Genomic DNA, 26,514 nt, shown 5'->3' on the forward strand with positions numbered 1-26,514 from the left:
GTGAATTTAAACACAAACGTGGCTATCAGGTTGCTGAAAGTGGATTCTCAGCGAGACTGAAGTGAATGAAGCGATCAAATGCCGAACGACAAGAGACTTAGTAAAGGCTTTCTGATATAATTAGTTGGATATATCGGAAGGGGAGCTGATTTATTTATGGATATTATGCCTAGATACGAAAAACAGAGTTTGAGCGATATGGTCGTATCTTATGTTAAAAATCGAATCTTGTCGGGGACATTAAAAGGCGGCGATCGATTAATTGAAACGGATATCTCAAATCATTTTAATATTAGCCGAGCTCCGGTAAGGGAAGCCATGCGTATCTTGAATGAACAGGGATTGATTACATTTTCTCCCCGTAAAGGAAACCATGTGATTGAAATGGAACCGGCTGAAATAATGGAAGTTTTTGAAATTCGAACGTCACTTGAAACGCAGATTTTAAGAAAAATCTTACGAAATCAAATGATCAAGGAAGAAGATTTTCAACAGTTGACTGAAATCGCGATGGAAATGAAAGATGGAGAAAACCGCTGTCGCAATGAAGAGGATAAGGTCTTTTTATTGAATACGCTAGATATTTCATTCCATAAATACCTTTGGGAGTTGTCTGGGAGTGTAAGAAGGGCTCAAATTCTGGAGAGTCTATTCTATCAATTACTAATTGCTATGAATGAAGATTTGTCTTCATTGGGAATCCTTGAAAAGAAATCGGAAGAACATCTAGCGTTTGTGGGGGTTTTACGGAAGAATGAGCTACCTTTAGTGGTCCGTGCGTTCCATAAGCATATACAAGATTATGTGCGAGCAACTTTACCAGAAGAAGAACAAAACTTCTGTTTGGATTGTTAAAACAGTAATTCTCCTTGCCAGTTTCTGAGTTTTGGAGGAAATATGACAAATAAAATAAAGGTTTGGACCAAACAACATAGCGCTATTTTGGATGTGTTGGAGGAAAAAGGTCGATATATTGTGAAAAAAGAGTATATCGAACAAAAAATGGAAGACCACAGCGGTCTTTATTTAGGTGTCTATGAATGGTATGTTCATACGGCCTCACATTTTGTCTCACCGCCTTCAGATGTGATGTATCCAATTTGGGTGTCTTTATCGGAAGAAGACAGCATTCAAAATAGTGAAGGGAATGCCCTTATAGAAATCGAGATTGACAAAGATCAGTTAATTATTGTCGATTTGTATAAATGGGGGAATATTGTGAATCACCTGTATATTCCTAAAGATTTAGAAGATCAGAAAGAACATTCACAAATGATGGATAATTATGGGATTGATGACGTCACTGCCTTTATGACACCCTTTTATCCTAATATTAAACGAAAGATTCAGCGAAGCCATGAACGCCTTTTTGATGACACGAGTGTACTAGGAGAGATGAAGGTAGGGACAATATGGGAAATTCGCAAAGAATGGATTACAAAGATAACCAGGTGATACTCTATACTTCGCAAAGCCAAGTAGTTATTGAGAAGCTATTGAAAAGGGATCGACACATTGTGGAGCGTACTTTTATTCAAGAAAAATATGGTGAGGTGTCACAAGCTTTTTTGCAGGTGTATTCATGGTACTGTCAAAATGCTTCTCAAATTGTTGAACGGCCCACGGATGCCGAATCTGGAATCTGGACCTTCTTAAGTTTGAAATATCTCGATTGTTCTGCTGATGCACAACTCATTAAGCTGCATGTTCCAATTGAAAAAATTGTATTTTTTCGTATGTCTGATTGGAATAAGATTTTGAATTTGCGTCTGTTAGGAACTACTGAGGAAGAGCGCCAATATGCAAATAAGTTGAAAAAGTTTAATGTGGCCTATGAAGGGGACGTCTTTACTACGCCCTTTTATCCACATTTGAAATCAGAGCTGGTTCAGAGCTGGCAAAAACTTTTTCAATATGACTCTAAAATCAAAGAAACAAGGATGCTGCCTTTTGAGGATATTCAAGGGGGACTATGGGAAATCCGCCGTAGCTGGATAGCCTCTTTTTTGAACGGATAAATGTGAAGAACAAAAGGAACCGCCCTTTTTCGGGACGGTTCCTTTTATTTTTTTAAAGCAATTTGCTGAGCTTGGACTGTTTCTAGGAAGGTTTGATCGTGTTCGACAATCAGCATCGTAGGTTTGATTTGCAACAGGAGTTCTTCCAGCTGCTTTTGATTGAAGACATCGAGATAGTTCAACGGCTCATCCCAGATATAAAGCTCTGCTTCCTGAGCGAGGGATTTTGCTAATTCCACTTTTTTTCGTTGTCCCATACTCATTTCTTCAATGCGGTTTTGAAAAACATTTCGTTCCATGCCGAGCTTTCGCAGATTATTTAAAAAGGCAGAATAATCCAACTGATTTTTTTCAGCGAAGTCTTGTAAATTCCCGCTATTGTTTTCGTAGTTTTGGCGTACATAACTGACTCTAGCAGATGGTCGAAGAAGCCCACCGTCGGCCTCTCCTTCAAAGGTACCTAATAGGTAATGGAGGACACTGGATTTTCCTATCCCGTTCGGTCCAGTTAAAGCAGTGATTTCTCCACGTTTCAATTCAAAAGATAAGGGAGCGAAAAGTGGTTCCTGGTCCGCATATCGAAGTGTTAGATTCTCTAATTTTAGTAATTGTCCATGTCGGCTAGGCTGATAGTTCATCGTTAAGCGATCGACATCTTCCAAGTCTTTTAAAAGACCTTCTTTGGCTTCGATTTGATCATACATTCGCTGTTCAATTGTTTTGGAACGCTTCATTGTGCGCGCCGCACGAGCACCAATGAAGCCAGTATCAAAAATACCGCCGCTGCCCTTTTCGGAGGGCTTACCGTATTTGTCGGTTTCACGAGAGCGAGACCATTCGGCTTTTTCAGCGGCTGTTTTCTTCAAACGACCCACTTCTTTTTTGATTTTTTTATTTTGAGCTAATTCAAATTCATCTCGTAGTTCTTTTTGTTCTTCGTAAGTGGCGAAATTTCCTTGGTAGAGCACTAACTGACTTTTTTCAATCGCTAAAGTGTGGTCGGTTACTTGATTTAAAAATTGACGATCATGGCTGACGACGATAAAGCCATCTTTCCGTTGCAAATACTCTGCAACATGCTGGCGACCCTGCAAATCCAAATGATTGGTTGGTTCATCAATCAATGGGAAAAAATTCTCTTGAGTAAAGAGCAGTGCTAATAAAACCTTGGTTTGTTCGCCTCCAGAAAGGGTTTGGTACGGCTGCCATAAAATCTGCGGGTCTAATTGAATCAAGTTCATTTCTCGTTCCAATTCCCATAATTCAAAATCCGCCAGTTCCAATAAGGCATAATAAGTCAGCTGTTCAGGCTCCTCAACAGCCGCTGGAAAATAGACCGGCTGCAGGGGAAACTGAATTTCTCCTTGATAGGCATGATTCCCTAGCAATAGCTGCAGTAATGTTGTTTTTCCGCGACCGTTCCGGCCAACTAAGCCCAATTTCCAGATGCTATCAATTGTCAAATTAGCATCCTCAAATAATAAATCTACTTGCTTGTCAAAGCCAAAGGTCAAATGTGTAATTTTAATTGTAGACATAAAAAATTCCCCCTCTTTGTTTCACTATGGAAACAAAAAAATCCGTTCCAATTTTCAGGAAAGGACTAGGGGGTGGGTGGTAGCCTTTTTCTGAGTCGACTGCTAACAGCTAACTCATTGCTTAAGAATTCGTTTTTCAAAAAGTGAAAAATGATTCTATTTTCTTGTGCTCGCCATTCTGCTAAAAAAGCTTGTTCGCTACATTCACGAAAGGGTCATTTCCTTCTCATATGAAGCAAACTGCGAAAAGCATAACTGGCAAAAAAGAGACCATCCCTTGAAACCCTAAGCCAATCCTGAAAATTTGCCCACTAATCCCTTTGATATACGTTAATCTAAGATTAGCTTGCAACTTCCAACATTCGCTTAGTTTTTCAATGGCATAATCCCTCGTTTCAATAATAGTTGTCTTTATTAAAGCAAAATTTACTGGCTTTGTCAAAAAAATACGGACGCAGCCGCTTCCCCAAACATGCTACGCCCTGGAGTGATCCTCGATATACGAGGCGAAGAAAAATTTATTCTTCTATTATTATAGTAGCATATTTTGGCTAAAAAATGGTTTTTGAACACTTAGGAATTGATTAGAGTGGAGGAGCTATTAGAAAATTTGGTATAATCGATCCAGAAATGGAGGTGTAGGGATGAACGATGCAGGAATTTATCATCGTCCCGAGAGTGAGTATGCGTTTCTATATAGCAAAGACGTGATGCGGATTCGCTTACAAACCGCTCGTAATGAGATAAAAACAGTGGGGTTGATCAGCGGCGATTTTTACACTTTTGCTGAAGAAAAATGGTATCAAAAGGATCAACCAATGGCTAAAACGTATACGACAGCTACACATGATTATTGGGAAATCGAAGTAACAGCACCGCATCATCGCTTGGCTTATGCTTTTTGTATCACAGATTTTTCTGGGAATCAGGTGTTTTACACTGATCAAGGTATCTTTGAAAAAGAAGAAGATCGTTTGGCACGGGATTATTTGTACTTCAGAATGCCTTATTTTCAAGAGATTGATCGATTTAAAGTGCCAGATTGGGTAGCTAAAACCGTTTGGTACCAAATTTTTCCAGAGCGTTTTTACAATGGCGATCCCTCTAACGATCCAGAGGATACTCTTGTTTGGGGAAGTGAAAAACCGACGCGCACGAATTTTTTTGGTGGTGACCTGCAGGGGATTATTGATAAATTAGATTATTTAGAGGATTTAGGTGTGAACGGGCTGTATCTTTGTCCGATTTTTACCTCACCTTCGAATCACAAGTATGACACGGTAGATTACTATGAGATTGATCCGCACTTTGGAACGAAGCAGCTTTTTCGTGAATTAGTGGAAAAGGCTCATGAACGCGGCATTCGTGTGATGCTGGATGCGGTTTTCAATCATTTAGGGTCGAGTTCCCATCAATGGCAAGATGTCATTTTGCACGGTGAAGATTCAGCGTATGCAGACTGGTTTCATATTGATTCCTTTCCACCGCGTTATACAGCAATTCCTGATTCAGAATACGCTAAGGAAATCACTTATGACACCTTCAGCTTCAATCCTAATATGCCGAAGCTCAATACGGCGAATCCTGAAGTTCAGAGATATCTATTGGAAATTGCCACCTATTGGATTCGGGAGTTTGATATTGATGGCTGGCGGCTAGATGTGGCCAACGAAGTGGATCATCACTTTTGGAAGGAATTTCATGAAGCCGTTTTACGCCAAAAGGAAGACTTGTACATTTTGGGAGAAATTTGGCACTCGTCACAGCGTTGGCTAGAGGGAGATGAGTTTCATGCGGTAATGAATTACGCATTTACCGACAATATCAAGGCGTTCTTTGTTGAGGAGACGATCTCGATCTCACAAATGATTTTTGGTATGAATCGGCAACAGCTGTTGTATCGCGATCAAACCAATGAGGTCAGCTTCAATCTCTTAGATTCCCATGATACACCAAGAATTTTGACTTTATGTAAAGGAAACAAGGAATTAATGAAATCGGTGCTGACCTTCATGTTTATCCAAAAGGGAACCCCCTGTATTTACTATGGGACGGAAGTCGGGATGGAAGGCGAGATGGACCCTGACTGTCGACGGTGTATGGTCTGGGAGGATCAGGATGAAGACCTAAGAAACTTTTTCAAACAGCTGATTGCATTGCGAAAACAATTCTCTGAAGTCTTCAGCTATGGAACAATGACTTGGCATTATGATGATGATAAAAAAACATTCTCACTAACACGTAGTTATAAAGAGACAACGTTAACCGCGACCTTTAATCAAGGAGAGTATTACGAAGTAGAAAAAGAAGGACGACGGGTATTTGGTCAAAATTACCGTGAAAACAACGGTTACCAATTGCAACCAAACGGATTTATCATTGAAGAACGTTGATTACGAGTCGCTTTAATTGGAAAAAAGTAAAAAGATGAATATAGTAAATGAATCAAGGATAAAGGGGTTCTATTTATGGAAAGTATCATTTTTTTACTTTCTGGACTTATTGGACTGCTTCATTTAGTTATCATGGGTTTAGAAATGTTTGCATCAAAGGAAAAACAGGCGAAAACTTTTGATATGCCGTATGAATTTGTCACTCAAGCAAATGCTCAAATCGCTTTGAAGAACATGGGAATCTATAATGGTTGTTTAGGATTAGCGATGCTGACAAGTTTATTGCTGTTTCAAGGGGAAGTACGTTTGATGGTTTTATTGCTATTTAATCTTTTCGTAGTCATTGTCGGTCTTTATGGCGGAAAAACAGTTACCAAAATGATTTATTTGATCCAAGCACTACTCGGAGCAGTAACAGCATTGCTTATTCTGTTTCAATCAATATAAAAGGGGTTCGGCTAAGAGTGATTTCTTAGTCGAATCTTTTTTATTTAGCGAAGGATTCCTGAAGGATATGGTATAGTTAGAAAACTAGTCGGAAGTATGGAGGAAAAAATGAATAATAACGATTTATTGCTGCGGTTAAGATACGCGTTGGATATTAAGGACAGCGATATTGTAGAAGCTTTTCAATTAGGCGGCGTGGAGATTTCTAGAGAAGAAGAAAGAGCTCTCTTGACGAAAGTGTATGAACAAGACAAAGAGAAGGCACCTTTTGAAAAGAATGTCTACGAGAAGATGCTGAACAATCAGGCATTCGATGCATTTTTAAATGGCTTTATTTTGTTGAAAAGAGGACAGCCAAAGAATCCAGCGCCGCAACCGCAAAGTGGTGAAATCAAGCATATCAATAACGTTCTATTGAAGAAGGTGAAGATCGCGTTGTCACTGACCAGTGAGGATCTATTGGATATTTTTGCTGAAGCGGAGGTTTATCCTTCTAAGGGCGAGCTTGGCGCAATTTTGCGAAAGGAAGGGCATCGCAATTTTAAACCCTGTGGTGATAAATATGCTCGGAACTTTTTAAAAGGGTTAGCCCTGTATTATCGAGAGTAAGCTTAGGAAGACCAATCTTTTAGGAGAGAGGTCTTTTTTTATACCTAGATTCAAATCAATTCTAGAGAATGGTTTTTAACACGGCTTATATGTGCGTAATAAAATTATATAAACATCTTATTGACTTTATATAATCATCGTATTACACTGGAATCAGGTTAAATAAAATTATTTTAAGAGGAGAAGCGCATGAATCGTTGGGTTTACTTATTTTCAGAAGGTTCAAAAGAACAAAAGGATTTATTAGGCGGCAAGGGAGCCAATCTTGCTGAGATGACAAAATTAGGTCTACCAGTGCCAACCGGCTTCACGGTTACAACAGAAGCATGCTTATATTATTTGAATCATGGCAATCAACTGATTGAAGAAATGAAGGATCAGGTGATGGAGGCTGTTGAGACTCTATCTGCTAAAACAGGGAAAAAATTTGGTGATCTGGAGAATCCCTTGTTGGTCTCCGTCCGAAGCGGTTCTAAATTTTCGATGCCGGGTATGATGGATACTGTCTTGAATTTAGGCTTAAATGATCAAACCGTAGCAGCTTTAGCTGAAAATAGCCAGAATGAACGGTTTGCTTATGATTGCTATCGTCGTTTGCTGCAAATGTTCGGAAACGTCGTGATGGGAATGGACAATAGCGACTTTGAGAATCGAATTACTGCTTTAAAAAAAGTGAATGGCCTGTCTTTCGATAATGAACTGACAGCAGAGCATTGGAAACAAATTGTAAGCGAGTACAAAGAAATCTACCGTAAGAAACTGCAGCGTGATTTTCCGCAGGATCCGATTGAGCAATTGTATCTAGCAATCGAAGCAGTTTTTGGAAGCTGGAACAATCAGCGTGCGAAAACCTATCGCCGTCTCCACAGCATCAGCGATGATTTGGGAACTGCCGTAAACATTCAGGAGATGGTGTTTGGAAACTTTGGGGATACTTCGGGCACCGGGGTAGTGTTCTCACGGAACCCATCGTTAGGCGATCCCGGTCTATTCGGGGAATACTTGATCAACGCTCAGGGAGAAGATGTGGTTGCCGGTGTACGAACACCAAAACCGATCCAAGTTTTAGCGGATGAATTGCCAGAACAATTCCAACAATTAAAAACGATTTGCGAGAACTTGGAAAAGCATTACCATGATATGCAGGATGTTGAATTTACCATTGAACGGGAAAAATTATTTATCCTGCAAACTCGTAGTGGGAAGCGTACATCAAAAGCAGCATTAACCATCCTATTGGATTTTTATAAAGAAGGGATCATTGACGAACAAGAACTAATCAGCCGAATCGAAGCGAAGGATTTGGAAGCAGCACTGCATCCAAACTTTGATGAAAAAGAACTAAAACTGCATGAATCATTTTTATCCGGCTTAGCGGCTAGCCCCGGCGCTGCAACAGGAGCGGCATATTTTACTGCCGAAGCAGCGACCGAGGCCAAAGCCCGCGGAGAAAGACTGGTATTGGTACGAGAAGAAACATCTCCAGAGGATATTGAAGGGATCGCAGTCAGCGAAGCGGTTATTACTAGTCGTGGCGGCATGACTTCCCACGCGGCGGTGGTTGCTCGCGGAATGGGCATTTGTTCAGTAGTTGGCTGTGAGCGTTTAGACGTATTAGAAGAAAATAAAGCAACTGTCGGAGACAAGGTAATCGAAGAGGGAACCATTCTATCTGTTGATGGAACAAGTGGCAATATCTATTTTGGTGAAATACCAATGGAGGAAGTGACCAATACAGTGGCTCTGGATGAGCTGCATGTGATTTGGGATCGACACGCGGAAATCAAGGTACGAGCCAATGCGGAAACACCGAATGATATCGAAACCGGGATGGCTTTAGGCGCAGTCGGTATCGGTTTGGCACGGACAGAGCACATGTTCTTTGAAAAGAGCCGCTTGCTGCAATTCCGTCAGTTGATTTTGGCGGATAGTTTGAAGGAACGTGTAGAAGTATTGAAGAATCTAAAAGAAGTGCAAAAGCAAGACTTCAAGTTTATGTATGAAGCAGCCAAAGGCAAAGCAACAACGATTCGTTTGCTGGATCCCCCATTGCACGAATTCTTACCAAAAGGTGCAGACGAGTGCCGCGAAGTAGCAAAAGAGCTAGGCAAGACTTTCAATGAAGTGAAACGCAAAACGGATAATCTAGCAGAGGTCAATCCAATGTTAGGCTTCCGCGGGCTTCGATTAGGTGTGGCCTATCCAGAAATCTATCAGATGCAGGCTGAGGCCATTATTGAAGCCGCCTGCGAGGTAACGAAGGAAAATGAGTTTACCATCCAACCAGAAATCATGATTCCATTTACGATTGATGCAGAGGAATTTGCTCGTGTTCGTGCATCTATCGAAGAGGCGATTCAAAGAAGCCTGAAAGAGTATAAACAGGTGCTGGACTATCAAATCGGAACGATGATCGAAATTCCAAGAGCCTGTTTTGTGGCTGCTGAAATCGCGAAACATGCAGACTTCTTCAGCTTTGGAACCAACGATTTGACTCAAATGGCTTTAGGGCTATCCCGTGATGACTCACCACGAATCATCAATCAATATATGGAAACGGGAATCTTTGCGGATGATCCGTTCCAAGTGTTAGATGAAGCAGGGGTCGGTGCCTTGATGAAACTTGCGATAGAAGGTGGAAGAAGTGTCAATCCGAAGCTGAAGATTGGTATTTGCGGTGAAGCAGCGGCCCATCCGAAATCCATTGCCTTTTTAAACCATCTAGCGATCGATTATATTTCTTGTTCGCCATTCAGAATTCCGCAGGCGAAGATGACATTGGCACAAGCCGCAGTGAACGACCAGTAGGAAAATAAAAAAACAGTAATATGAGTTTTTGGTTAAAAAACAAAATGATTTTAAAGAGAAACAGCCTTTCGATAGGTTGTTTCTTTTTTGTTATTATCTGGAAAATTCAAAAATTTAATATTAATAATAGATAACAAATAAATGAGAAACAAAGCAGTTAAATTAATGAAATATAATTTGTAAACGGATACAACCTTCGTTATACTTCTTATAGACTTTAAATATGTCATGTCACAATAAAATAGCCTCTTTTTTTTGATTAGCTTGAATAACAAAGGTTCTTTACGAGAAAACTTTATTTTTAATGAAAATCAACTTTTTTCTATTAAATGATGGTTTTTTCACAATGACTTATGAATAAAAATACGGTATAATGCTGACTTGGGAGGTGAAACAAACTGCGGAATTAGGAATCATAGAATAACATCTTGACATTCATGAGCGGTCTTTTCCGTTGATTGTTTTGACGTATTGCATCCTCAAAAGGGACCGTGAATTCGTCTTTTTAAGAAGGTTATTCTAAGCTGTCAAAATTTGAAAACTATATTTAGACATGATCTTTCTAATGAATCTAACAGGTTCTTGAACTTGTTACAAAAAAAAGAAAGCAGGGATTAAACAATGACAATTGATTGGCAAAAAGAAGTAGAAGCACGCAAAGACGACTTACTGAAAGACTTAGGCGATCTTATTCGTATCAACAGTATTCGCGACGTGGAACATGGAACAAAAGAAGAACCTCTTGGACCTGGACCAGCTGCCGCATTACGTAAAGTATTAGAAATTGGCGATCGCGACGGATTCGTTACGAAAAATATCGAAAACGTAGCCGGCCATATCGAATACGGTGACGGAGAAGAAATGTTTGGTCTTTTAGGACACGTTGACGTGGTTCCTGTCGATGATAACTGGGATACAGATCCATTCGAACCAGTGATCAAAGATGGGAAATTGTACGCACGTGGGTCAGCCGATGATAAAGGACCTTCAATCGCTGCTTATTATGCAATGCGCATCATCAAAGATTTAGAATTACCGATTTCTAAAAAAATTCGCTTTATCTTCGGTACCGACGAAGAAAGTGAATGGGTTGGAATTCATCGTTACATGGAAGTGGAAGAAATGCCAAAAGTTGGTTTTTCTCCAGATGCACAATTCCCAATCATCAACGGTGAAAAAGGAATCTTATCTTATGAAGTGACTTTCGCAAACAAAGACAACGCTGAAGCTGGCGATTTTGATCTTGTAAGCTTCAAATCAGGCTTGCGGACCAACATGGTACCAGGGGATGCAACAGCTGTACTTAAGGTTAACAACGAAGCAAAAGTTGCAGACATGAAAGCTGCATTTGATGCATTTGTTGAAAAATCTGAAATCAAAGGCGAGTTCGCGGAAAGTAACGGCGAAATCACTATTACAGTGATTGGTAAAGGTGCTCACGCACAAGAACCTAAATTCGGTGTAAACTCTGCAACATTCTTAGCAGCATTCTTAGCTGACTACAACCTAGACGGCAATGGTGCCAACTATATTCAAACAACCGCTGAATACCTTCACTTAGATTACAACGGTAAGAAAATCAATGCTTACACAAAACACGATGTAATGGGTGAAACGACTTCATCAGCGAACTTGTTCGATTATACTGCAGAAGGCGACAAGAAGATTACGATCAACGTTCGCCATCCAGAAGGCATCGACAAAGATACCATCTTAGCTAACATGGAAGAAGTCCTTAAAGCTGCAGACGTTTCAATCGCGATCATTGGTGACGTGAAAACTCCTCATTATGTTCCAGCAAGTGATCCATTAGTGAAAACCTTATTGGACGTTTACGAAGAACATACGGGTCTTGAAGGCCACGAAGAATCAATCGGCGGAGGTACTTACGGTCGAATCCTAGAACGTGGTGTCGCATACGGCGCGATGTTCCCAGGGGAAGAAAACGTAATGCATCAGCCAAACGAATTTATGCCTATTGATAGCTTGTTCAAAGCAACAGCTATTTATGCTGACGCTATTTATCGCTTAGTTAAATAGTCGGTAATGAGAGACAGGAATCCTGTCTTTACAGGATTCCTCATCTCGTTGGGGAAAAGATAGTAAGGAAGGAATTTCAAAGATAATGAAAAAACTCTCAAAAGACGCTTTTGGTGGAGTAGCAGGGAAAGATTATGTCCCGTATGTAGCTGATAAGCCTAAAAAATCAGGCTCACCAATCATCATGATTTTAGGTATTTTGCTAGCTGCGCTATTCGCTGCATCAACCGCTTATTCAGGTATGAAGGCTGGTTTGACTGTAGCCGCAGGTATCCCAGGTGCAATTATTGGATCAGGGCTAGTCGCTCTATTTGTAAAACCTAAAACTATTTTAGGGAAGAACTTATTGCAATTGATGTCAAGTGGTGGGGAATCTGTCGCATCAGGGATGATTTTCGTATTACCAGCCGTAATTTTAGTTGGCGGTAAGGTGAACTTCATCGAAGGTGTTGGGTTAGGTATCGGTGCTGTTTTACTAGGTGTCGGTGTTTTCTCAATCGTTCAAGATTACATGTTGGTTAGTGAACACGGTAAATTAGTTTACCCTGAAGCAATGGCTATTTCTGAAACATTGGTTGCTTCTGATACTGGTGGCGACTCATTGAAATACATGGGTATCGGTTTTGGTATCGGTGGGATTTTAACTGCTTTAACAGGTTCAGTGTTCGGTATTATGAACAATGTAATCAGCTATGTCAATGAAAGCTTCTATAAATGGAAATTTGAAACAGAAGTAAACCCATTATTAACGGGTATCGGATTCATCGTTGGGATGGATGTCTCTGTCTTGATGTTTGCTGGTTCAATCTTAGCGAACTTCGCGATCGCTCCATTACTTGGTTACTTCATGGAAATGGCTAACAGCAATGCCCATGTCTGGGACAATGCGGCTCAATTATTGAGTGCATCAGACTTCGCTGTCATCTCTGGTTCTTATGTTAAATACATCGGAGCAGGTATGATGATTTCTGGTGGATTGATCGGCGCGATCAAACTGATCCCAACCATCATTTCTTCTATCTCTGCAACCTTAAAAGGTCGTAAAGATGGAGTTGAACAAGAAGGCGGCGGCATGCTTCCATTAATCGTTGGTGCGGTTATCGGTATCGTAATGGGCTTCATCATTACTGGAAGTGTTGCAATGGCACTTGTTGGTGGTCTATTGTCAATTATCTTAAGCTTCCTGTTCGTTATCGTTGCAGGCCGTTTGACTGGTACGATCGGTACGTCAAACTTGCCAGTATCTGGTATGACGATCGCTTCAATGGTAATCTTGACCTTAGTCTTTGTTATGATGGGCTGGACTTCAGCTGAAAACACACAACAATTATTAATGTTTGGTACATTTATCGTACTTGCAATTTCAGTAGCTGGTGGTTATTCACAATCACAAAAAGTTACTTTCGTAATGGGCGGAAACTTCAACGAAGGCCGTCGCTACTTCTTAATCTCTAATATTGTCGGTGTGGTTATCGTTACTGGTATGATGGTGATCTTATCTCCACAATTAGCGATCACTGGTTCGAACCCTCCATTTGGTTTGCCTCAAGCGAACTTAATGGCAACATTGACTTCAGGTATTACATCTGGTTCATTGCCATGGCACATGGTAATTGCAGGTGCAGTTATGGGGATCGTGTTACACTTCATGAAAGTCCCAATCATGACATTTGCGATTGGTTTCTACTTACCAATTTCAACAACTTCAATCATCTTAGTTGGTGCGTTGATCCGTCAATTGATTGATGTATTGAACAAGAAGGAAACAGAAGAAGTTGCAGAAGAACGTATTACTTTAGGTGTCAGCTTGTCATCTGGTTTAATCGCTGGTGGTTCAATCATCGGATTGATCGGAATTATTTTACAAGTAACTGGTGTCGTAACACCTGGAACACCAACTGGCTTCTTAGGGTCTAACGGGTCCGCATTCTTATTGCTAGCGATCTTAATCGTTGCAATCATTGCGCCGTTGTTAAGTGTGAAGAAAGTGAAACACAATGACTAATCAACAGCCAAATGCTGTGAACCCTGAAACACAAGAGCTGTTAGAACGTGTCTATCGCATCAAAGAAGGCTTGCATTATGAAGTACGTGACGGCATCGTCTTTGTTATCACGGAACAAAATGCCTGGATCCAACGAGTCTTACGCAAGATTCATTACAAGATTCCAGAAACCACTGAGATGGAGCTGGACAAATATGGCAGTTTTATTCTTCAACAAATTGATGGGAAGCGTACAGTCAAAGAAATTGGCGAAAACCTTGGCGCAGCCATCGAGGAAGCCAATAATCAGTTGTACGATCGATTATTGATTTATTTACATCATTTAGAGAAGAATGAAAAATATATTGAGTTAGTATAGGGAAAACCACTTCAAGCAATCCGCTTGAAGTGGTTTTTTCCTTTATTGTTAGATTTTTTTACGTTAATCATTTTTCTTTAATCGTTGTTCATATTCGTGGGCATCTTGCCGCTATCCACACTATTATTAGAAAAAAGGTGGAGACCAATCAATTTTAGTTGATCGGACTTCACCTTTTTCAAGAGTTCAATAAATTATCTAAGCCGTTTAAGCTTTTTTCCAGCGCTTCAGATCTGGGAAGAAGCTGTTCAAAAATTCTAACGTTTCTTCTTCGGTTTTTCCTTGTTCTGCTAAGATTCCTGCTTCCTTCATATGGTTAATACTGATAGTGATCATATCCTCCATGGTGAGGTCATCTACAAAAGCCCCATGTTTGTAGCAATATAGACAGTAGTCGCTGCTTTTTGCCCCATCATGCTCAGTCCCGTGTGTTCCTTCGGTTAAGGGCATCCCGCAGCTTTGGCAATAAGTCATTTCTGTCATTGGTCATCCTCCTTAATAAAACTGGTAATCGTTTTCATTAAACTTTAACAAACCGGTCAAAAGGATTTGTTATAATTATTTTATCAGAAAAAAAGCAGAACTAATACAGCTTTTCTATTGTCTTTATTTTTTTTGAGCGAGTGATGAAGAAAAATGATGCTGCAGCTGCTTTATCTGGAATAAATGCAAAGATGAAAAAGGAGAGAAGTAAATGAAAATCAATCAATTTGGTTTAAAACGTGTCTCACTTGAAGAAGCGAAGAAGGAGTTGACCCAGGCGGGCTTTCTGACAATCGATTCAGCAAAAGACGCTACGAAACTGTGGTTTGAATTTTTACGTAAGAGCTTTTTAACTGTGAAGGAAGAGAGCGGATTTATTAGTAAGCTGGGCAATTTCTTAGCAGACGAAACGACAGATCTAGCCGCTTTTTATCAGATGAATACTCCTTTGACTAAGGAAGTTTTTTATACAATGGGGTTGCAGCAGTTGGATTTCGAACCGACGATTGATTTCGAGCCTAAAAAAGTTCTTGATGAGGCTGAAAAAATTGGTATTTCCATGATCGACGGCGATTTTTCCGATAAAAATACAGTGATTGAGGCGTGGTATTTGTTATTAACCAGCCATACGAAAAATGGGTTGAACTATTTAGATAAATTAGCTTCTGAAGGGTTTTACCAGGATAAAGAAGTCAGCAAGCCGTTCTTCTTCAATGGAAAAGCACAAGCGGTCTTTGATACCTCACGCCTGATCCGTGAAGTTGTCTATGTGGAAGCCCCGTTAGATACGGATCAAGATGGCAAGCGTGATCTTTTGAAATTAGAAATTTTACGACCAGCAGAAACAGAAGCAGGGCTGCAGGTCGCAACTTTATTTACCGCTAGTCCTTATAGCCAAGGAGTGAATGGTCCTGCTGGTGAAGAATTGACCTATGATGTGAATGTGCCATTAGAACGCAAAGAACCGACAGAAACAACCTATGAAGAAATTCAATACCAACCAGTAAAGCCAGATTTACCTGCTGAACGAGAAGTGAAGGGAAAAGCGACTCATGCGACCGAAACCTTTGTTCGCGAGAATAACCATAGCTTGAATGATTTCTTCTTGGCTCGCGGCTTTGCGGTAGTGTATGGATCAGGGATCGGAACGAGAGACTCTGACGGGATTCAAACCTGCGGCTCTGTTGAACAAACGACGGCGATGGTAGCTTATATTGAATGGTTGGCTGGCAATCGTCGCGCCTTTACCAATCGGACCGATAATATCGCCATTAAAGCCTGGTGGAGTAACGGAAAAGTTGCGATGACTGGGAAATCCTACTTAGGGACCTTAGCGACGGCATGTGCGACCCGCCAAGTGGATGGACTTGAGACAATTATTTCGGAAGCGGCGATCTCTGATTGGTATCAGTATTATCGTGACAACGGCTTAGTCATCGCACCTGGCGGCTTCCCGGGAGAGGACGCGGATGTGCTGGCAATCGAGACCTTCAGCAAGATGCGTAACGCCGGAGACTACCTTCACAGCAAGAAATTTTTCTTAGATTATTTAAAGGAGATGGCGGAGCTGCAGGATCGCAAGACAGGCAATTACAACACCTTCTGGGATGAACGCAATTATCTGCCGTTTATCAAAGACATCAAATGCGATGTGGTGATGGTTCATGGATTGAATGACTGGAACGTGAAGCCGCGTCAGGTCGCTGATCTATGGGATGCTTTGAAAGAGGTGCCAGTGGCGAAGAAATTGATTCTTCATCAAGGACAGCACATTTATATCAATAATATGCCGTCATTGGATTTCCAAGATATGATGAACTTATGGCTGAGTCATAAACTATATGGTGTGGAAAACAAAGCCAAAGAAATCTTGCCTGATATCGTTTATCAAAACAATACCACTCCAGAAATTTGGGAAAGTCTAAAGGACTGGACTCCAGTAAGTGAAAAAGTGTATCACCTAGGTGAAAAGGAATTATCTGAAAACACTGTGTCAGGTCAAGTTTCCTTCAATGATCAATTACCGGAAAAACAATACCAAAGCTATACAAAAAATATTGATCTTTGGGAGAAGGAATTGAAGGAAGACGGCGCCATGAGCGGGCATCGCTATTTAGCGAAGACTGAAGCTTTAAATGAAGCAATCTTTTTAAATGGTCGGCCAAAGGTGAAAATCAAGGTTGCCTCTAGTGTGGATCTTGGAATGTTAAGCTTTGAGTTGATTGATTTCGGTACGGCAAAACGTTTGAAGCCGGTGCCAGATGTAGTGGCTCTCCATGGGTTGCCATTAGGCAGAAATTGGCGCGAGGATAATTTGGTTGAATTTAAGCTTGGCGCAGAGGATGATTACAAGCTGATCAGTCGCGGCCACATTAATTTACAGAATCGTGAAAACCCTTGGAAAAATGATGATCTGAAGGCGAATGAATTCGTTGAGGTGGAAGTGGCTCTTCATCCGACGATGTATCATCTACCAGCAGGGCGTCAAATCGGTCTAGCCGTTTATGGGACAGACTTTGGAATGACGGTTCGTGGCAATCAGGATATCACCTATACTCTAGAGTTAGCAGATTCACAGTTGATTTTGCCGATCGGGGAGTAAGTAAACGCTTTCTAACAAGCCCAAATTATTGGGCTTGTTTTTTTGGCAAAAAAGGATCTGGAGGATTTGTATATGAATGCTATAATGAAGAGAATTCTTTGTTCCACCTAGTATTTTCATTTAAAAAGTAATAATTATTTATCGGTAAAATGAGAGAATGCAAATTATCATTAGATCCATAGTAAAGGAGCAGACAATGAAGCTTAGGGGGATTGGCTTAGCGTGTTCGGCGGGGGCTTTATGGGCGCTGTCGGGAATCATGTGTCAGATTCTTTTTGAAGAATATCAGGTTTCGCCAGAGTGGCTGGCGAGTGTCCGTCTTTTAACGGCGGGAGTGTTATTAACAGGATTAAATGCATTTCAAACAAAGGCTCCGCGAAGAAAATTTTCGGCACGAGATTTTATGGGCCTCTTGCTATTTTCTTTGATCGGCATGTTAGGGGTGCAGTATACGTATTTTAAGGCAATTCAATATAGCGGGGCTGCGATTGCAACGATTTTGCAATTTACAGGTCCGATCTTCATTTTTATTTTTTTGGTCTTTAATAAGGAAAAGAAAATCAATGTTTTAGAAGGCCTATTGATGGTCGCGACTTTCGTCGGTGTTTTTTTGATTGTGGCGGAAGGAAATCTTCAGACACTGAATATTTCAACGATGGGCTTTGCAATGGGAATGGCTTCAGCGGTCACATTAGCATTTTACACGCTGCAGCCGCGAAAGCTACTGGTAAGGTATGGCGAGATGCGAATTGCTGGCTTGGGCATGCTCATTGCAGGGGTGGCCTTTCAACCCATTCGCCCGATTTGGCATCCGGAATTTCAAATGGATGGTTATTCGCTTGCTTTAGTGGCAAGTATCGTTGTTTTCGGAACAGCAATGCCCTTTTTGTTTCAGTTATCGAGCTTACGTTTTATTGAGGCTTCGCTGGCAAGTGTATTGACAGTGGTAGAGCCAATTTTGGCGACGATAGTAAGTGTTGTTTTGTTTAATAGTCACTTCGTCGCCGTTCAAATCATTGGTTTTGCAGTCGTTATTGGTTCTGTTCTCCTGCTGACTCGTTTGTCAGATAAACAGGTTTTGCCAAAGAAGGAACGGGTCGAGTAAAAATAATTTCATAAGCTCCCCTTATCGTTATTCTTTTTTAGTTACTTGGTATATGATAGGTCAGAAGAACGAAAAGGAAGTGGAATAGATGAAGGAGCGCGTGGTTGTTTTTGGCGATGCCATCATTGCGATTATATTGACGATCATCGTCTTAGAGTTGCCGATTCAGACTGCTGCAAATGGGGCAGTTGATCTGTACTCGTTATTTAGAGCGGTGGGAATTTACTTTATAAGTTTTTGTTTTGTAGCAAATCTGTGGTTTCAGACGGGGTATGCTTTTAACAAAATCGATCAGGTGAAGAATAAAGAGCTAGTCATTTATTTACTGCTGCTATTTTTCTTGTCATTAGTTCCATCGGCTACGCGGTTGCTAATTGAGGATACAACAAAGCAAACGCTCTTGATTTATGGTGTTTTGACATTGATTGTTACAGGAATCATGCGTCGTTTGATAGTAGCCTTGACAGCTCAAGCATTTAAAGAAGAGAAGCAGCGGAAACGGCGAATCAATGAGTTGAACAAGCAAGATTTACTGGCTATTGGTTTTCGGGTTCTCGTCTTGATTTTTGGTTTATTTTACGTAAGACCAGCATTGATCATCTATCTGATCTTACCGATTTTAGCCTTCTTGCAGAACATTATTGATCGCGAGGAGGACAATCTGGTTGCTGCTTTGGACGATCAGCAGCAAGCCGATTATTTTCAGGATCGGAATCAAGTCTGGGGGAACTCGATGCGCCGTTACTCAACATTACTACGAGATTCATTGATAGCGAATCAGGATCAGGATCCTGACCGTTGGAAGCAAGTAATGGCGGATTGGGAAGGCCGTATCAATAATGAGATCAATGATCGGAAACAGCGTCTATCTTCATTGGATGAAAAGGAACGGCGGCGAGTAGAAAATGAGATCGACCGTTTAGAAAAACAGAAGCAGCGGATGACCTTTCAGAAGGAAATGACGGAGCGTCGCCTAGATCAGGAAAAGACAAAGACGGAGCAGCGTTTAAATCAGGAGAAGGATAGGACAAATCGACGCTTAGGACGAAAAGAAGAAAAATAAGGACTAAGGCGAGATGTGAGAGACATTTCGCCTTGGTATTTTTTTAGTCTTAATTATATAATGAAGTATAAATATCGCAGGAGAGATAGGTGGCAAAATGACAAGAGCATTCATTGAACATCCAATTAAAATGTATATTCGTCGCGATCTAGGCATCACTGTTGAACAATTTGGCAAACTTGCAGGGATTCCTCAATCCACCTTAGCTACTTGGATCAAACGGGAACGGCGTGTTGAAAAGCTGCCGATTGATTTTTATAGCGCACTGGCGACGGTTCGTCAACAGAAAATCGAAGTCGTCTATGGTGAGCTTTTGAAATGGCAGCAAAGCTATGATCGCTATAAACAGGAAAGTTTACAGGCGATTGCGGAGGAACAGCCGCTGTTTTCGTTGGCTGCAGAAGAGGGACGAAGGATTTATCGTGAGTATCGAGGGCGGAAAATGGAAAGTCAGTTACTAGAGCCTGCTCGACGTTTGCGAAAAGCGATTGATCAATTGAACGTACAGGCTTTTATTCAGGTCATGATTTTGATTTATGCCACAGTCGAAATCCCTATGCCTACTTGGATCGTGAAATCCTTTAATAAAAGTGAACTGAAGGAAATTGGACAAGCATTTTATAATGAGTTATTGATGAAGGGATAGACCTGGCGGGTTCGCTAGGTCTATTTTTTGTAAATGAGCTATAAAAAAAGAAGCGAGATTTCGCTTCTTTAAGGTTGGTTATTAAAGCTCTTCTTTGATTGTGTTGGTGATCTTCTTCAGTTCATCAGTCATTTCACCGGAATGCTTAATGATATCTGACACGCGCAAGAAGCTGTTCTTGTACATCGCCACTTCGCGAAATTTCTTATATTTTTCTTCGATCTCGTTAAAGGTTGCGGGCTTTCGATCATCCTTCTCAACTGTTTCCGACCCATTCACATAATGCATCCCTAAAAATGAAAGGGCATCATTGATCCCATCCAAGAACGCCTCATACTCCTCTTGGCGAATCTTGCCATCTGCTAACCGCTGCCGCTGTTTTTCAATAAAAAGCTCAACTACTTGTTCCATTCCCAATCCTCCTGCCTCAACGCATTTTTCTTGTTGCTCATCCAGTTTATTGTACTATGAAACCGCCTCTTTGTGTTATAAAAAAATGTTTTTTTTATGATAGTTTCCATAGATAAAGAAATTTTATAGTGAGAGGAACAAATTTTCAAAATTATTTGACAGTTTAAATTTTTTTGGGAATAATAAATGAAAGATTAAAACTACCTAATAAATAGGTGAATTGAAGGAGACGTTCATATGGAACAAAGTAAACGCAAGCAATTATTAAAGCTGATCGAATCCGACTGTCGGTTAAGTATGGAAGAATACGCGGTGATGCTAGGCGAAGATGAAGTGATCGTTTCTGCAGAAATCAAACGACTGGAAGAAGAAAAAATTATTTGCGGCTATCGGGCCTTGATTGATTGGGATAAAGTAGAGGATGATTGGATTGAAGCGTTAGTTGAGGTACAAACGATTCCAAAAGGGGAGGATGGCTATCGTGAAATCGCGGAACGGGTACGTAAATTCCCTGAAGTGAAATCCTTCTTCTTTGTCAGCGGCGGCTTTGATTTTATTTTGCTGCTGCAGGGGCGGAATATTAAAGAAATCTCGAAATTTATCTCTACCAATCTAGCGTCGATTCCTGATGTTTCAGGGACGCAGACGCATTTCTTGCTAGACAAATACAAGGAGTGGGGCATTGATATGTATCAAGATGACTCCGACCCTAGAATTCAGGTGAGCCCATGAGAAATTTCTTAACGAAAAAAATCACGGATATCCAACCTTCAGGTATTCGAAAATTCTTTGATATCGTATCAGAACAGCCAGACGCGATTTCTTTAGGAGTAGGGGAACCAGATTTCGATACGCCTTCTCACATGACCCAAGAAGGAGTTCGTTCGATCCAAGAGGGACGAACATTTTATACCGCGAATGCTGGTCTAATCGAATTACGTGAAAAAATCAGTGATTATTTGCTTTTCCGGAACAAGGTTGCTTATGATCCCAAGACTGAGATTGTGGTGACAGTAGGAGGAAGCGAAGCGATCGATATTGCGCTGCGTACCTTTGTTGATCCAGGTGATGAAGTGATTATTCCTCAACCGAGCTTTGTATGCTACGAGCCGATCACACAAATCGTTGGCGGGACACCAGTGACAATCGATCTGAAAGCAGAGAACCAATTTATGCTGACCCCTGAAGAGTTGGAAGCGGTATTGACCGATAAAAGCAAGATTTTGATCTTGTCTTATCCCAACAATCCGACAGGCGGTACGATGGATCGCGAGGCATTGATTAAGATCGCAGATGTCGTGAAAAAGCACGACCTACTAGTCATTTCAGATGAGATTTATGCGGAACTGGTTTATGATGAGCCTTTTACAAGTATTGCTGAATTGCCTGGGATGCGTGAACGGACGATTGTCATCAACGGGTTTTCTAAGGGCTTTGCGATGACAGGGTGGCGCTTGGGCTTTATGGCCGGTCCAGAAATGTTTATGGAGCAATTGTTGAAGCTGCATCAATACACGATCATGGCAGCACCAACAGCTAGTCAATACGCAGCACTAGCGGGATTGAAGAACAATTGGCAGGAGACGGTAGAACCGATGCGTCTGTCTTATGAAGAACGGCGGAACTATCTGCACCATGCATTGGAGAAGATGGGCTTGCCATGCTATAAGGCGAAGGGCGCTTTTTATCTCTTCCCGCAAATCAGTCAATTCGGGCTGACCAGTGAGGAGTTTGCGTTGCGTCTATTGGATGAGGAAAAGTTGGCCGTCGTTCCCGGTTCGGCTTTCGGAAAAAGCGGCGAAGGCTTTTTACGCCTTTCCTATGCCTATTCGATCTATGAATTAAAAGAAGCGATTCAACGTTTGGAGCGTTTTGTGACGCGATTGAAATAACTAGGAGGAGCGGAGTATTCCGCTTCTTTTTTTAAGACTAAAATGCAGTTCATTTCTAGCTGAAGAAAATAAAATTTCTTATTTATTGGGAACTTCTGTACTTTCTGTAAAACTTCTGCTTTAATTTTACAAAAAGCATTCTTACTTGTTGCAAGAAATGATAAGATGAAGCCATATCCTTGGGGGATAAGAATTTTTAAGGAGGCGTTTATGCTGACACGTTTTAAACAATCGAAGTTATTCTTTTGGACAGCGGAGATTGTCTTGACTATTATTGGTATTTATTTTTTACTGCAAATGCCTAACATTTTCGAACCAGTGTTGGGGATGATTTCTGCAATCATTCTGCCACTATTAGTTGCGGGTTTTCTCTACTATATGTTCGATCCTATCGTTGTATTTTTAGAAGAAAGAGGCGGTTTGCCGCGGGTTGTAGGTTTTCTCCTGTCCTTTATTGTCATCGCCTTTATCATTGTTCTGATTATGATGAACGCCGTTCCGAAGGTCATTGAGCAAACCGTTCAACTAACGCAAAACCTGCCTGTTTATGCAGAAGAATCAGGTCGTTGGCTCAGCGAGCTGGCTAAGCGTGATGAATTCAAAAATTTTAATCTTGAGGAACAGCTTGCTTCAGCTAACTTGACGATTAATAATTTGATCAAAGTAGGAATTGTCAGTGTGACGTCTAGCTTGTCACGGATCGTTGGCTTTGCGATGAAATTTTTCGTGTTGCTGTTCACGGTTCCTTTTATTTTGATCTTTATGTTCAAGGATGGGCATAAGTTTTTGGATGCTATATCGCAATTCTTTCCATTGTCTATCCGAAAAGAACTGCGTCAAACGGTACGAGAATTGAATGAAACCTTATCTGCGTATATCAGCAGTACGGTTCTAGATGCTTTCATTATTGGAATCTTAAGCTTTATTGCTATGACGATCTTTAAGCAGCCCTATAGTTTGCTGTTGGCGTTATTCTGCGGAATTACAAACATCATTCCTTATGTCGGTCCTTTTATCGGGGCGGTGCCAGCAATCATCGTTGGATTATTTATTTCGCCGTTACAGGCGCTTTATATGGTCCTTTCTGTGTTGGTGATTCAGCAATTAGATGGGAATTTGATCAAACCCTTGCTGTTTGGCAAGTCATTGAACATCCATCCATTAACGATTATTCTTGTTTTAATCGGTGCGGGAAGTGTCGCTGGTATAGTCGGGATGTTGATCTGCATTCCCGTTTATGCAGTGATCAAAACATTGATTATCAACATTCATAAAATCTACCAACTTCGCCGAGAAAGTCATCTGTTCAAGGATGGCGGAGAAGGGTAAAAATAAGATAGCCCTCCAAGTTTATAAACTTGGAGGGCTATCTTTATTGTAAGTGGTATATATAGAAAAAATAACTGATTTCACTTTTGGTTGTCAAAAAGATGAAAAATTTTATTGAATATCGGTTTCCTTTTTTCGAATTTCACATGGTAAATTCCCAAAAGAGCAAGAAACCAGAGGGGTGAGAAGATCAGTGCTTCCCGGGTATCTTCCGCCAATGCTAGAACGAACAAAACGAAGGCGAGAAATAAAAAGACTAGATAGTTCGTATAGGGAAAAAGTGGTAGTTTAAATGTATTTTTTTTCGCCAATTTCGAGTTTGTTTTCCGATAGCGCATATGGGTAAAGACGATCATTCCCCAAATAAAGAGAAAACAGATGGTGGCAATCGAGCTGATCATTGTAAAGATCCGACTTGGGACAAAGAAATTCATGACAACCGCGAGAAAAATGACGAGTGTAGAGAAAACCAACGCATTTCCTGGCACACGATTGCGTGTTAATTTTGTAAATCGACTCGGTGCACTGCCTTCTTGTGCCAACGAGCGAACCATCCGACTTGTACTGTAGATGGCGCTGTTGCAGGCAGACATGGCAGAGCTAAGGACAACTAAATTGACGATCGAGGCCGCTACCGCAACTCCGATTTCGGAGAAGACTTGAACGAAGGGACTTTGATCCGCAGACAAGCTTGACCAAGGGTAGATTGACATAATCATGAAAAGTGATCCTAGGTAGAATAAAATGATACGCAGCGGAATCGTATTGATTGCTTTAGGCAGTACGGATTTAGGATCAGAGGTTTCTCCGCCGATCAGTCCCACCAGTTCAACACCACAAAAGGCAAAGGTCGCCATCTGAAAAGAGAGCATGAAGCCATTTGCTCCTTTTGGGAAGAAGCCGCCATGCTGCCATAGGTTGCTGATCCGCACGGAACCTGCGCTAGTCTTAAAACCGGTAAAGATCATAAAAGCGCCAGCGATAATGAGAGCGATGATCGCAACGACCTTGATCAAGGCAAACCAAAATTCCATTTCACCAAAAAGTCCTACGGCGACAAGATTCAAACCGAGTAGTAAAGCTAACGCAATGATTTCCGGCAACCATTGAGGAATATCTGGCAGCCAATAGCTGACATACATCCCAGTCGCGGTCAGGTCCGCCATGGCGATGGCGATCCAACAAAACCAGTAGGTCCAGCCAGTGACAAAAGCCGCTTTGTTTCCTAAATAATCTGCGATAAAATCTAAAAATGAATGGTATTTTAAATTTGAGAGCATCAGTTCACCCAGTGCTCGCATGATCAAGAAAATAATACAGCCGGTGATAGTGTATGAAAGAAGAATGGAAGGACCAGTCAGCTGGATGGTTTTTCCGGCGCCGAGAAAGAGTCCTGTACCAATAGCGCCCCCAATTGAAATTAATTGGACATGGCGATTTTTCAATCCTCTATCCAATTCTTCATGTGTTTCCAATAGAATCAGTCCTTTTTTTAAGAATAGAATGAGTGTATCAGAAACCAATCTGAGGGTGAAACATTTTCTGTGAGTACGCTGAAGAACTGGAATTTTCTAATAATTGTAAAATAACATAAAAATAAAAAGAGTTACTAAAGTTTTTCCTATCACTTGTACTTTGCCAGGATTAAAATGCTATAATATTGACAAATTGCCAAGATTTTTTTACAAGATTAATCGAGAGAGAATGGAACATCAAATGAAGCGTTCTTTTTCGTGCTTTTCGAAAAAGGACTTTACTAAAACAAATAAGGGGGAGCCGGTTTGAACAAAAAAACAATCGGTTGGGTAGTATTAGGACTGGTTGTGTTTGGCGCCGTAAGTTTTGCAAGCTATCACATCTACCAAGAGAAAATGATCCAGTCAGAAAAAGAGACCAAGAAAGTGCTGAATGAGCGTTTAGCCGACCTGTATGAAGATCAAAAGGCAGGCTATTTTAAAGCGGACATCTCAAAGGATGCGTTTGATGATCTGTCGACAGAGGTAAAAAATCAACGAGGTGAGAGTCAAACGCTAGAAGACATTGACCATGCTAAGAAAAACTTTGAGATTCAAGAGGCATTGAACCAGCTTTTTGAAAGTGACGTGTTAAATGGATTAGACTTGTCTGCACATCCAATTTTGAAAGACCCTGAACAGGAAAAGATTAAAAATTTGAAGGACCAATTGAGTGAAAGTACCGCGAAGGATAAGGACTGGGGACAAGATATCAGCATGCTTTTACGCATTGCGGAGACTCAGTCGAAGGATTTTACGAATGCGGAGAGCGACGTGACGAATCTGCTGAATAAGGGAGACAGCTTGACCTTGTCTGATTATTTAGCTGGCGTGAAAACATTAGCCGTTTTACCTGATGGAAAATACAAGCAGCAATTGCTAGATAAATTGGAACCAGTCAAAAATCAACTCTCCAACGAGAACAGCAGCTTTGCAGCTCAGATTCAGCAAAGTGATGCTTCAATGGCGGCAGCAGAGAAAAGCTATCAGGAACGCCAAGCGAAGGCACTAGCCGAACGAACAAAAGAACTAAATGAACTGAAAAAAGATTTTGCTGAGAAGCAGGAGACCTATGATTCCTATAAGGAGATCCTCGATTCGATCGAAGATAGCAAAAATGATGAGTCTTCTCGGAAAAAATCGGAGTCAGAGTCTCGTTCGCGAGAGTCCGATTCTTCTCGATCCTCTAGCTCATCAAGCTCAAGCTCCAGTTCTTCAGCGGAGCATCATCAAGATGGAGACTAAAAAAAGAG

At 41.0% G+C, this 26,514-nt stretch carries 22 protein-coding genes; 18 read left to right on the forward strand and 4 right to left on the reverse strand.

Annotated features, from left to right (window positions below; genetic code table 11):
- Positions 1-156 precede the first annotated feature (156 nt).
- From J9537_RS19295 to J9537_RS19305, 3 genes are read left to right on the forward strand one after another with little or no spacing between them, the layout of a single operon-like run.
- On the forward strand, positions 157-855 hold the full coding sequence (locus J9537_RS19295) for a GntR family transcriptional regulator (RefSeq protein ID WP_028021147.1): 699 nt from the start codon (positions 157-159) through the stop codon (positions 853-855).
- 42 nt (positions 856-897) lie between these two features.
- Positions 898-1,455: a DUF3841 domain-containing protein gene (locus J9537_RS19300; protein WP_028021146.1), complete on the forward strand. Its 558-nt coding sequence runs from the start codon at positions 898-900 to the stop codon at positions 1,453-1,455.
- Positions 1,431-2,018 carry a DUF3841 domain-containing protein gene (locus J9537_RS19305; RefSeq protein ID WP_187373416.1) on the forward strand — a complete coding sequence of 196 codons (588 nt, stop codon included), beginning with the start codon at positions 1,431-1,433 and terminating at the stop codon, positions 2,016-2,018. Before J9537_RS19300 ends, J9537_RS19305 begins: the two co-directional genes overlap by 25 nt.
- A 44-nt stretch (positions 2,019-2,062) precedes the next feature.
- Here the strand turns inward: J9537_RS19305 and abc-f are convergent, their stop codons facing one another.
- The gene (gene abc-f / locus J9537_RS19310) at positions 2,063-3,556 is read right to left on the reverse strand and encodes a ribosomal protection-like ABC-F family protein (RefSeq protein WP_028021144.1); all 1,494 of its coding nucleotides are present in this window, start codon (positions 3,554-3,556) and stop codon (positions 2,063-2,065) included.
- 644 nt (positions 3,557-4,200) lie between these two features.
- Here abc-f and J9537_RS19315 point away from each other — a divergent pair.
- The 7 genes from J9537_RS19315 (at position 4,201) to J9537_RS19345 (ending at position 14,216) form a co-directional block, all read left to right on the forward strand.
- Entirely contained in the window at positions 4,201-5,949 is a 1,749-nt protein-coding gene (locus tag J9537_RS19315; RefSeq protein WP_028021143.1) for a glycoside hydrolase family 13 protein, read from the forward strand.
- A 75-nt stretch (positions 5,950-6,024) separates the two neighbouring features.
- Positions 6,025-6,396 carry a DUF1304 domain-containing protein gene (locus J9537_RS19320; RefSeq protein ID WP_028021142.1) on the forward strand — a complete coding sequence of 124 codons (372 nt, stop codon included), beginning with the start codon at positions 6,025-6,027 and terminating at the stop codon, positions 6,394-6,396.
- 108 nt (positions 6,397-6,504) lie between these two features.
- A complete protein-coding gene (locus J9537_RS19325; protein WP_028021141.1) occupies positions 6,505-7,005 on the forward strand; it encodes a YehS family protein in 501 nt (166 codons plus the stop codon).
- Between the two features lie 189 nt (positions 7,006-7,194).
- Entirely contained in the window at positions 7,195-9,813 is a 2,619-nt protein-coding gene (gene ppdK / locus J9537_RS19330) for a pyruvate, phosphate dikinase (RefSeq protein ID WP_218257451.1), read from the forward strand.
- A gap of 621 nt (positions 9,814-10,434) precedes the next feature.
- Entirely contained in the window at positions 10,435-11,853 is a 1,419-nt protein-coding gene (gene pepV / locus J9537_RS19335) for a dipeptidase PepV (protein ID WP_010743822.1), read from the forward strand.
- Between the two features lie 85 nt (positions 11,854-11,938).
- A complete protein-coding gene (locus tag J9537_RS19340; RefSeq protein WP_010743821.1) occupies positions 11,939-13,858 on the forward strand; it encodes an OPT/YSL family transporter in 1,920 nt (639 codons plus the stop codon).
- Positions 13,851-14,216, forward strand: a complete 366-nt coding sequence (locus J9537_RS19345) for a PqqD family protein (RefSeq protein ID WP_010743820.1) — start codon at positions 13,851-13,853, stop codon at positions 14,214-14,216. Before J9537_RS19340 ends, J9537_RS19345 begins: the two co-directional genes overlap by 8 nt.
- Before the next feature lie 207 nt (positions 14,217-14,423).
- Here the strand turns inward: J9537_RS19345 and J9537_RS19350 are convergent, their stop codons facing one another.
- Positions 14,424-14,699 (reverse strand): zinc ribbon domain-containing protein, encoded by a 276-nt coding sequence (locus tag J9537_RS19350; protein WP_028021139.1) that lies wholly within the window; start codon positions 14,697-14,699, stop codon positions 14,424-14,426.
- Positions 14,700-14,910: 211 nt separating this feature from the next.
- On the opposite strand from J9537_RS19350, the gene J9537_RS19355 reads away from it, so the two are divergent.
- The 4 genes from J9537_RS19355 (at position 14,911) to J9537_RS19370 (ending at position 20,115) form a co-directional block, all read left to right on the forward strand.
- A complete protein-coding gene (locus J9537_RS19355) occupies positions 14,911-17,301 on the forward strand; it encodes a Xaa-Pro dipeptidyl-peptidase (protein ID WP_218257452.1) in 2,391 nt (796 codons plus the stop codon).
- A 196-nt stretch (positions 17,302-17,497) separates the two neighbouring features.
- The gene (locus J9537_RS19360; protein WP_028021137.1) at positions 17,498-18,406 is read left to right on the forward strand and encodes a DMT family transporter; all 909 of its coding nucleotides are present in this window, start codon (positions 17,498-17,500) and stop codon (positions 18,404-18,406) included.
- Positions 18,407-18,494: 88 nt separating this feature from the next.
- Positions 18,495-19,469: a TMEM175 family protein gene (locus tag J9537_RS19365; protein WP_028021136.1), complete on the forward strand. Its 975-nt coding sequence runs from the start codon at positions 18,495-18,497 to the stop codon at positions 19,467-19,469.
- A 97-nt stretch (positions 19,470-19,566) separates the two neighbouring features.
- Positions 19,567-20,115, forward strand: a complete 549-nt coding sequence (locus J9537_RS19370; RefSeq protein WP_028021135.1) for a hypothetical protein — start codon at positions 19,567-19,569, stop codon at positions 20,113-20,115.
- An 81-nt stretch (positions 20,116-20,196) separates the two neighbouring features.
- On the opposite strand, the gene J9537_RS19375 is transcribed toward J9537_RS19370, so the two are convergent.
- Positions 20,197-20,526: a hypothetical protein gene (locus tag J9537_RS19375; RefSeq protein WP_010743814.1), complete on the reverse strand. Its 330-nt coding sequence runs from the start codon at positions 20,524-20,526 to the stop codon at positions 20,197-20,199.
- A gap of 237 nt (positions 20,527-20,763) precedes the next feature.
- Here J9537_RS19375 and J9537_RS19380 point away from each other — a divergent pair, with 237 nt between their 5' ends.
- The 3 genes from J9537_RS19380 to J9537_RS19390 all read left to right on the forward strand — a co-directional run bounded on the left by J9537_RS19380 (position 20,764) and on the right by J9537_RS19390 (position 23,747).
- Entirely contained in the window at positions 20,764-21,258 is a 495-nt protein-coding gene (locus J9537_RS19380; protein ID WP_010743813.1) for an Lrp/AsnC family transcriptional regulator, read from the forward strand.
- Positions 21,255-22,418 (forward strand): aminotransferase class I/II-fold pyridoxal phosphate-dependent enzyme, encoded by a 1,164-nt coding sequence (locus tag J9537_RS19385; protein WP_028021134.1) that lies wholly within the window; start codon positions 21,255-21,257, stop codon positions 22,416-22,418. Before J9537_RS19380 ends, J9537_RS19385 begins: the two co-directional genes overlap by 4 nt.
- A 210-nt stretch (positions 22,419-22,628) precedes the next feature.
- Entirely contained in the window at positions 22,629-23,747 is a 1,119-nt protein-coding gene (locus J9537_RS19390) for an AI-2E family transporter (protein WP_028021133.1), read from the forward strand.
- Positions 23,748-23,827: 80 nt separating this feature from the next.
- Here J9537_RS19390 and J9537_RS19395 read toward each other — a convergent pair whose 3' ends face one another.
- Positions 23,828-25,222, reverse strand: coding sequence for an amino acid permease (locus J9537_RS19395; RefSeq protein WP_028021132.1), 1,395 nt, complete (start codon positions 25,220-25,222; stop codon positions 23,828-23,830).
- A 306-nt stretch (positions 25,223-25,528) separates the two neighbouring features.
- Here J9537_RS19395 and J9537_RS19400 point away from each other — a divergent pair, with 306 nt between their 5' ends.
- A complete protein-coding gene (locus J9537_RS19400) occupies positions 25,529-26,506 on the forward strand; it encodes a GumC domain-containing protein (RefSeq protein ID WP_028021131.1) in 978 nt (325 codons plus the stop codon).
- Positions 26,507-26,514 lie beyond the last annotated feature (8 nt).

It is taken from the genome of Enterococcus raffinosus (assembly GCF_019175485.1).
Lineage (GTDB): Bacteria > Bacillota > Bacilli > Lactobacillales > Enterococcaceae > Enterococcus_A > Enterococcus_A raffinosus.

Bases quoted from the DNA above. Each gene is read 5' to 3' on its own strand.
- J9537_RS19315 (WP_028021143.1), top strand. From the start codon at position 4,201: ATGAACGATGCAGGAATTTATCATCGTCCCGAGAGTGAGTATGCGTTT.
- J9537_RS19350 (WP_028021139.1), bottom strand. From the start codon at position 14,699: ATGACAGAAATGACTTATTGCCAAAGCTGCGGGATGCCCTTAACCGAA.
- J9537_RS19360 (WP_028021137.1), top strand. From the start codon at position 17,498: ATGAAGCTTAGGGGGATTGGCTTAGCGTGTTCGGCGGGGGCTTTATGG.
- J9537_RS19345 (WP_010743820.1), top strand. From the start codon at position 13,851: ATGACTAATCAACAGCCAAATGCTGTGAACCCTGAAACACAAGAGCTG.
- J9537_RS19325 (WP_028021141.1), top strand. From the start codon at position 6,505: ATGAATAATAACGATTTATTGCTGCGGTTAAGATACGCGTTGGATATT.
- J9537_RS19305 (WP_187373416.1), top strand. From the start codon at position 1,431: ATGGATTACAAAGATAACCAGGTGATACTCTATACTTCGCAAAGCCAA.
- abc-f (WP_028021144.1), bottom strand. From the start codon at position 3,556: ATGTCTACAATTAAAATTACACATTTGACCTTTGGCTTTGACAAGCAA.
- J9537_RS19300 (WP_028021146.1), top strand. From the start codon at position 898: ATGACAAATAAAATAAAGGTTTGGACCAAACAACATAGCGCTATTTTG.
- J9537_RS19355 (WP_218257452.1), top strand. From the start codon at position 14,911: ATGAAAATCAATCAATTTGGTTTAAAACGTGTCTCACTTGAAGAAGCG.
- J9537_RS19380 (WP_010743813.1), top strand. From the start codon at position 20,764: ATGGAACAAAGTAAACGCAAGCAATTATTAAAGCTGATCGAATCCGAC.
- J9537_RS19390 (WP_028021133.1), top strand. From the start codon at position 22,629: ATGCTGACACGTTTTAAACAATCGAAGTTATTCTTTTGGACAGCGGAG.
- ppdK (WP_218257451.1), top strand. From the start codon at position 7,195: ATGAATCGTTGGGTTTACTTATTTTCAGAAGGTTCAAAAGAACAAAAG.
- J9537_RS19295 (WP_028021147.1), top strand. From the start codon at position 157: ATGGATATTATGCCTAGATACGAAAAACAGAGTTTGAGCGATATGGTC.
- J9537_RS19375 (WP_010743814.1), bottom strand. From the start codon at position 20,526: ATGGAACAAGTAGTTGAGCTTTTTATTGAAAAACAGCGGCAGCGGTTA.
- J9537_RS19320 (WP_028021142.1), top strand. From the start codon at position 6,025: ATGGAAAGTATCATTTTTTTACTTTCTGGACTTATTGGACTGCTTCAT.
- J9537_RS19370 (WP_028021135.1), top strand. From the start codon at position 19,567: ATGACAAGAGCATTCATTGAACATCCAATTAAAATGTATATTCGTCGC.
- J9537_RS19365 (WP_028021136.1), top strand. From the start codon at position 18,495: ATGAAGGAGCGCGTGGTTGTTTTTGGCGATGCCATCATTGCGATTATA.
- J9537_RS19340 (WP_010743821.1), top strand. From the start codon at position 11,939: ATGAAAAAACTCTCAAAAGACGCTTTTGGTGGAGTAGCAGGGAAAGAT.
- J9537_RS19385 (WP_028021134.1), top strand. From the start codon at position 21,255: ATGAGAAATTTCTTAACGAAAAAAATCACGGATATCCAACCTTCAGGT.
- pepV (WP_010743822.1), top strand. From the start codon at position 10,435: ATGACAATTGATTGGCAAAAAGAAGTAGAAGCACGCAAAGACGACTTA.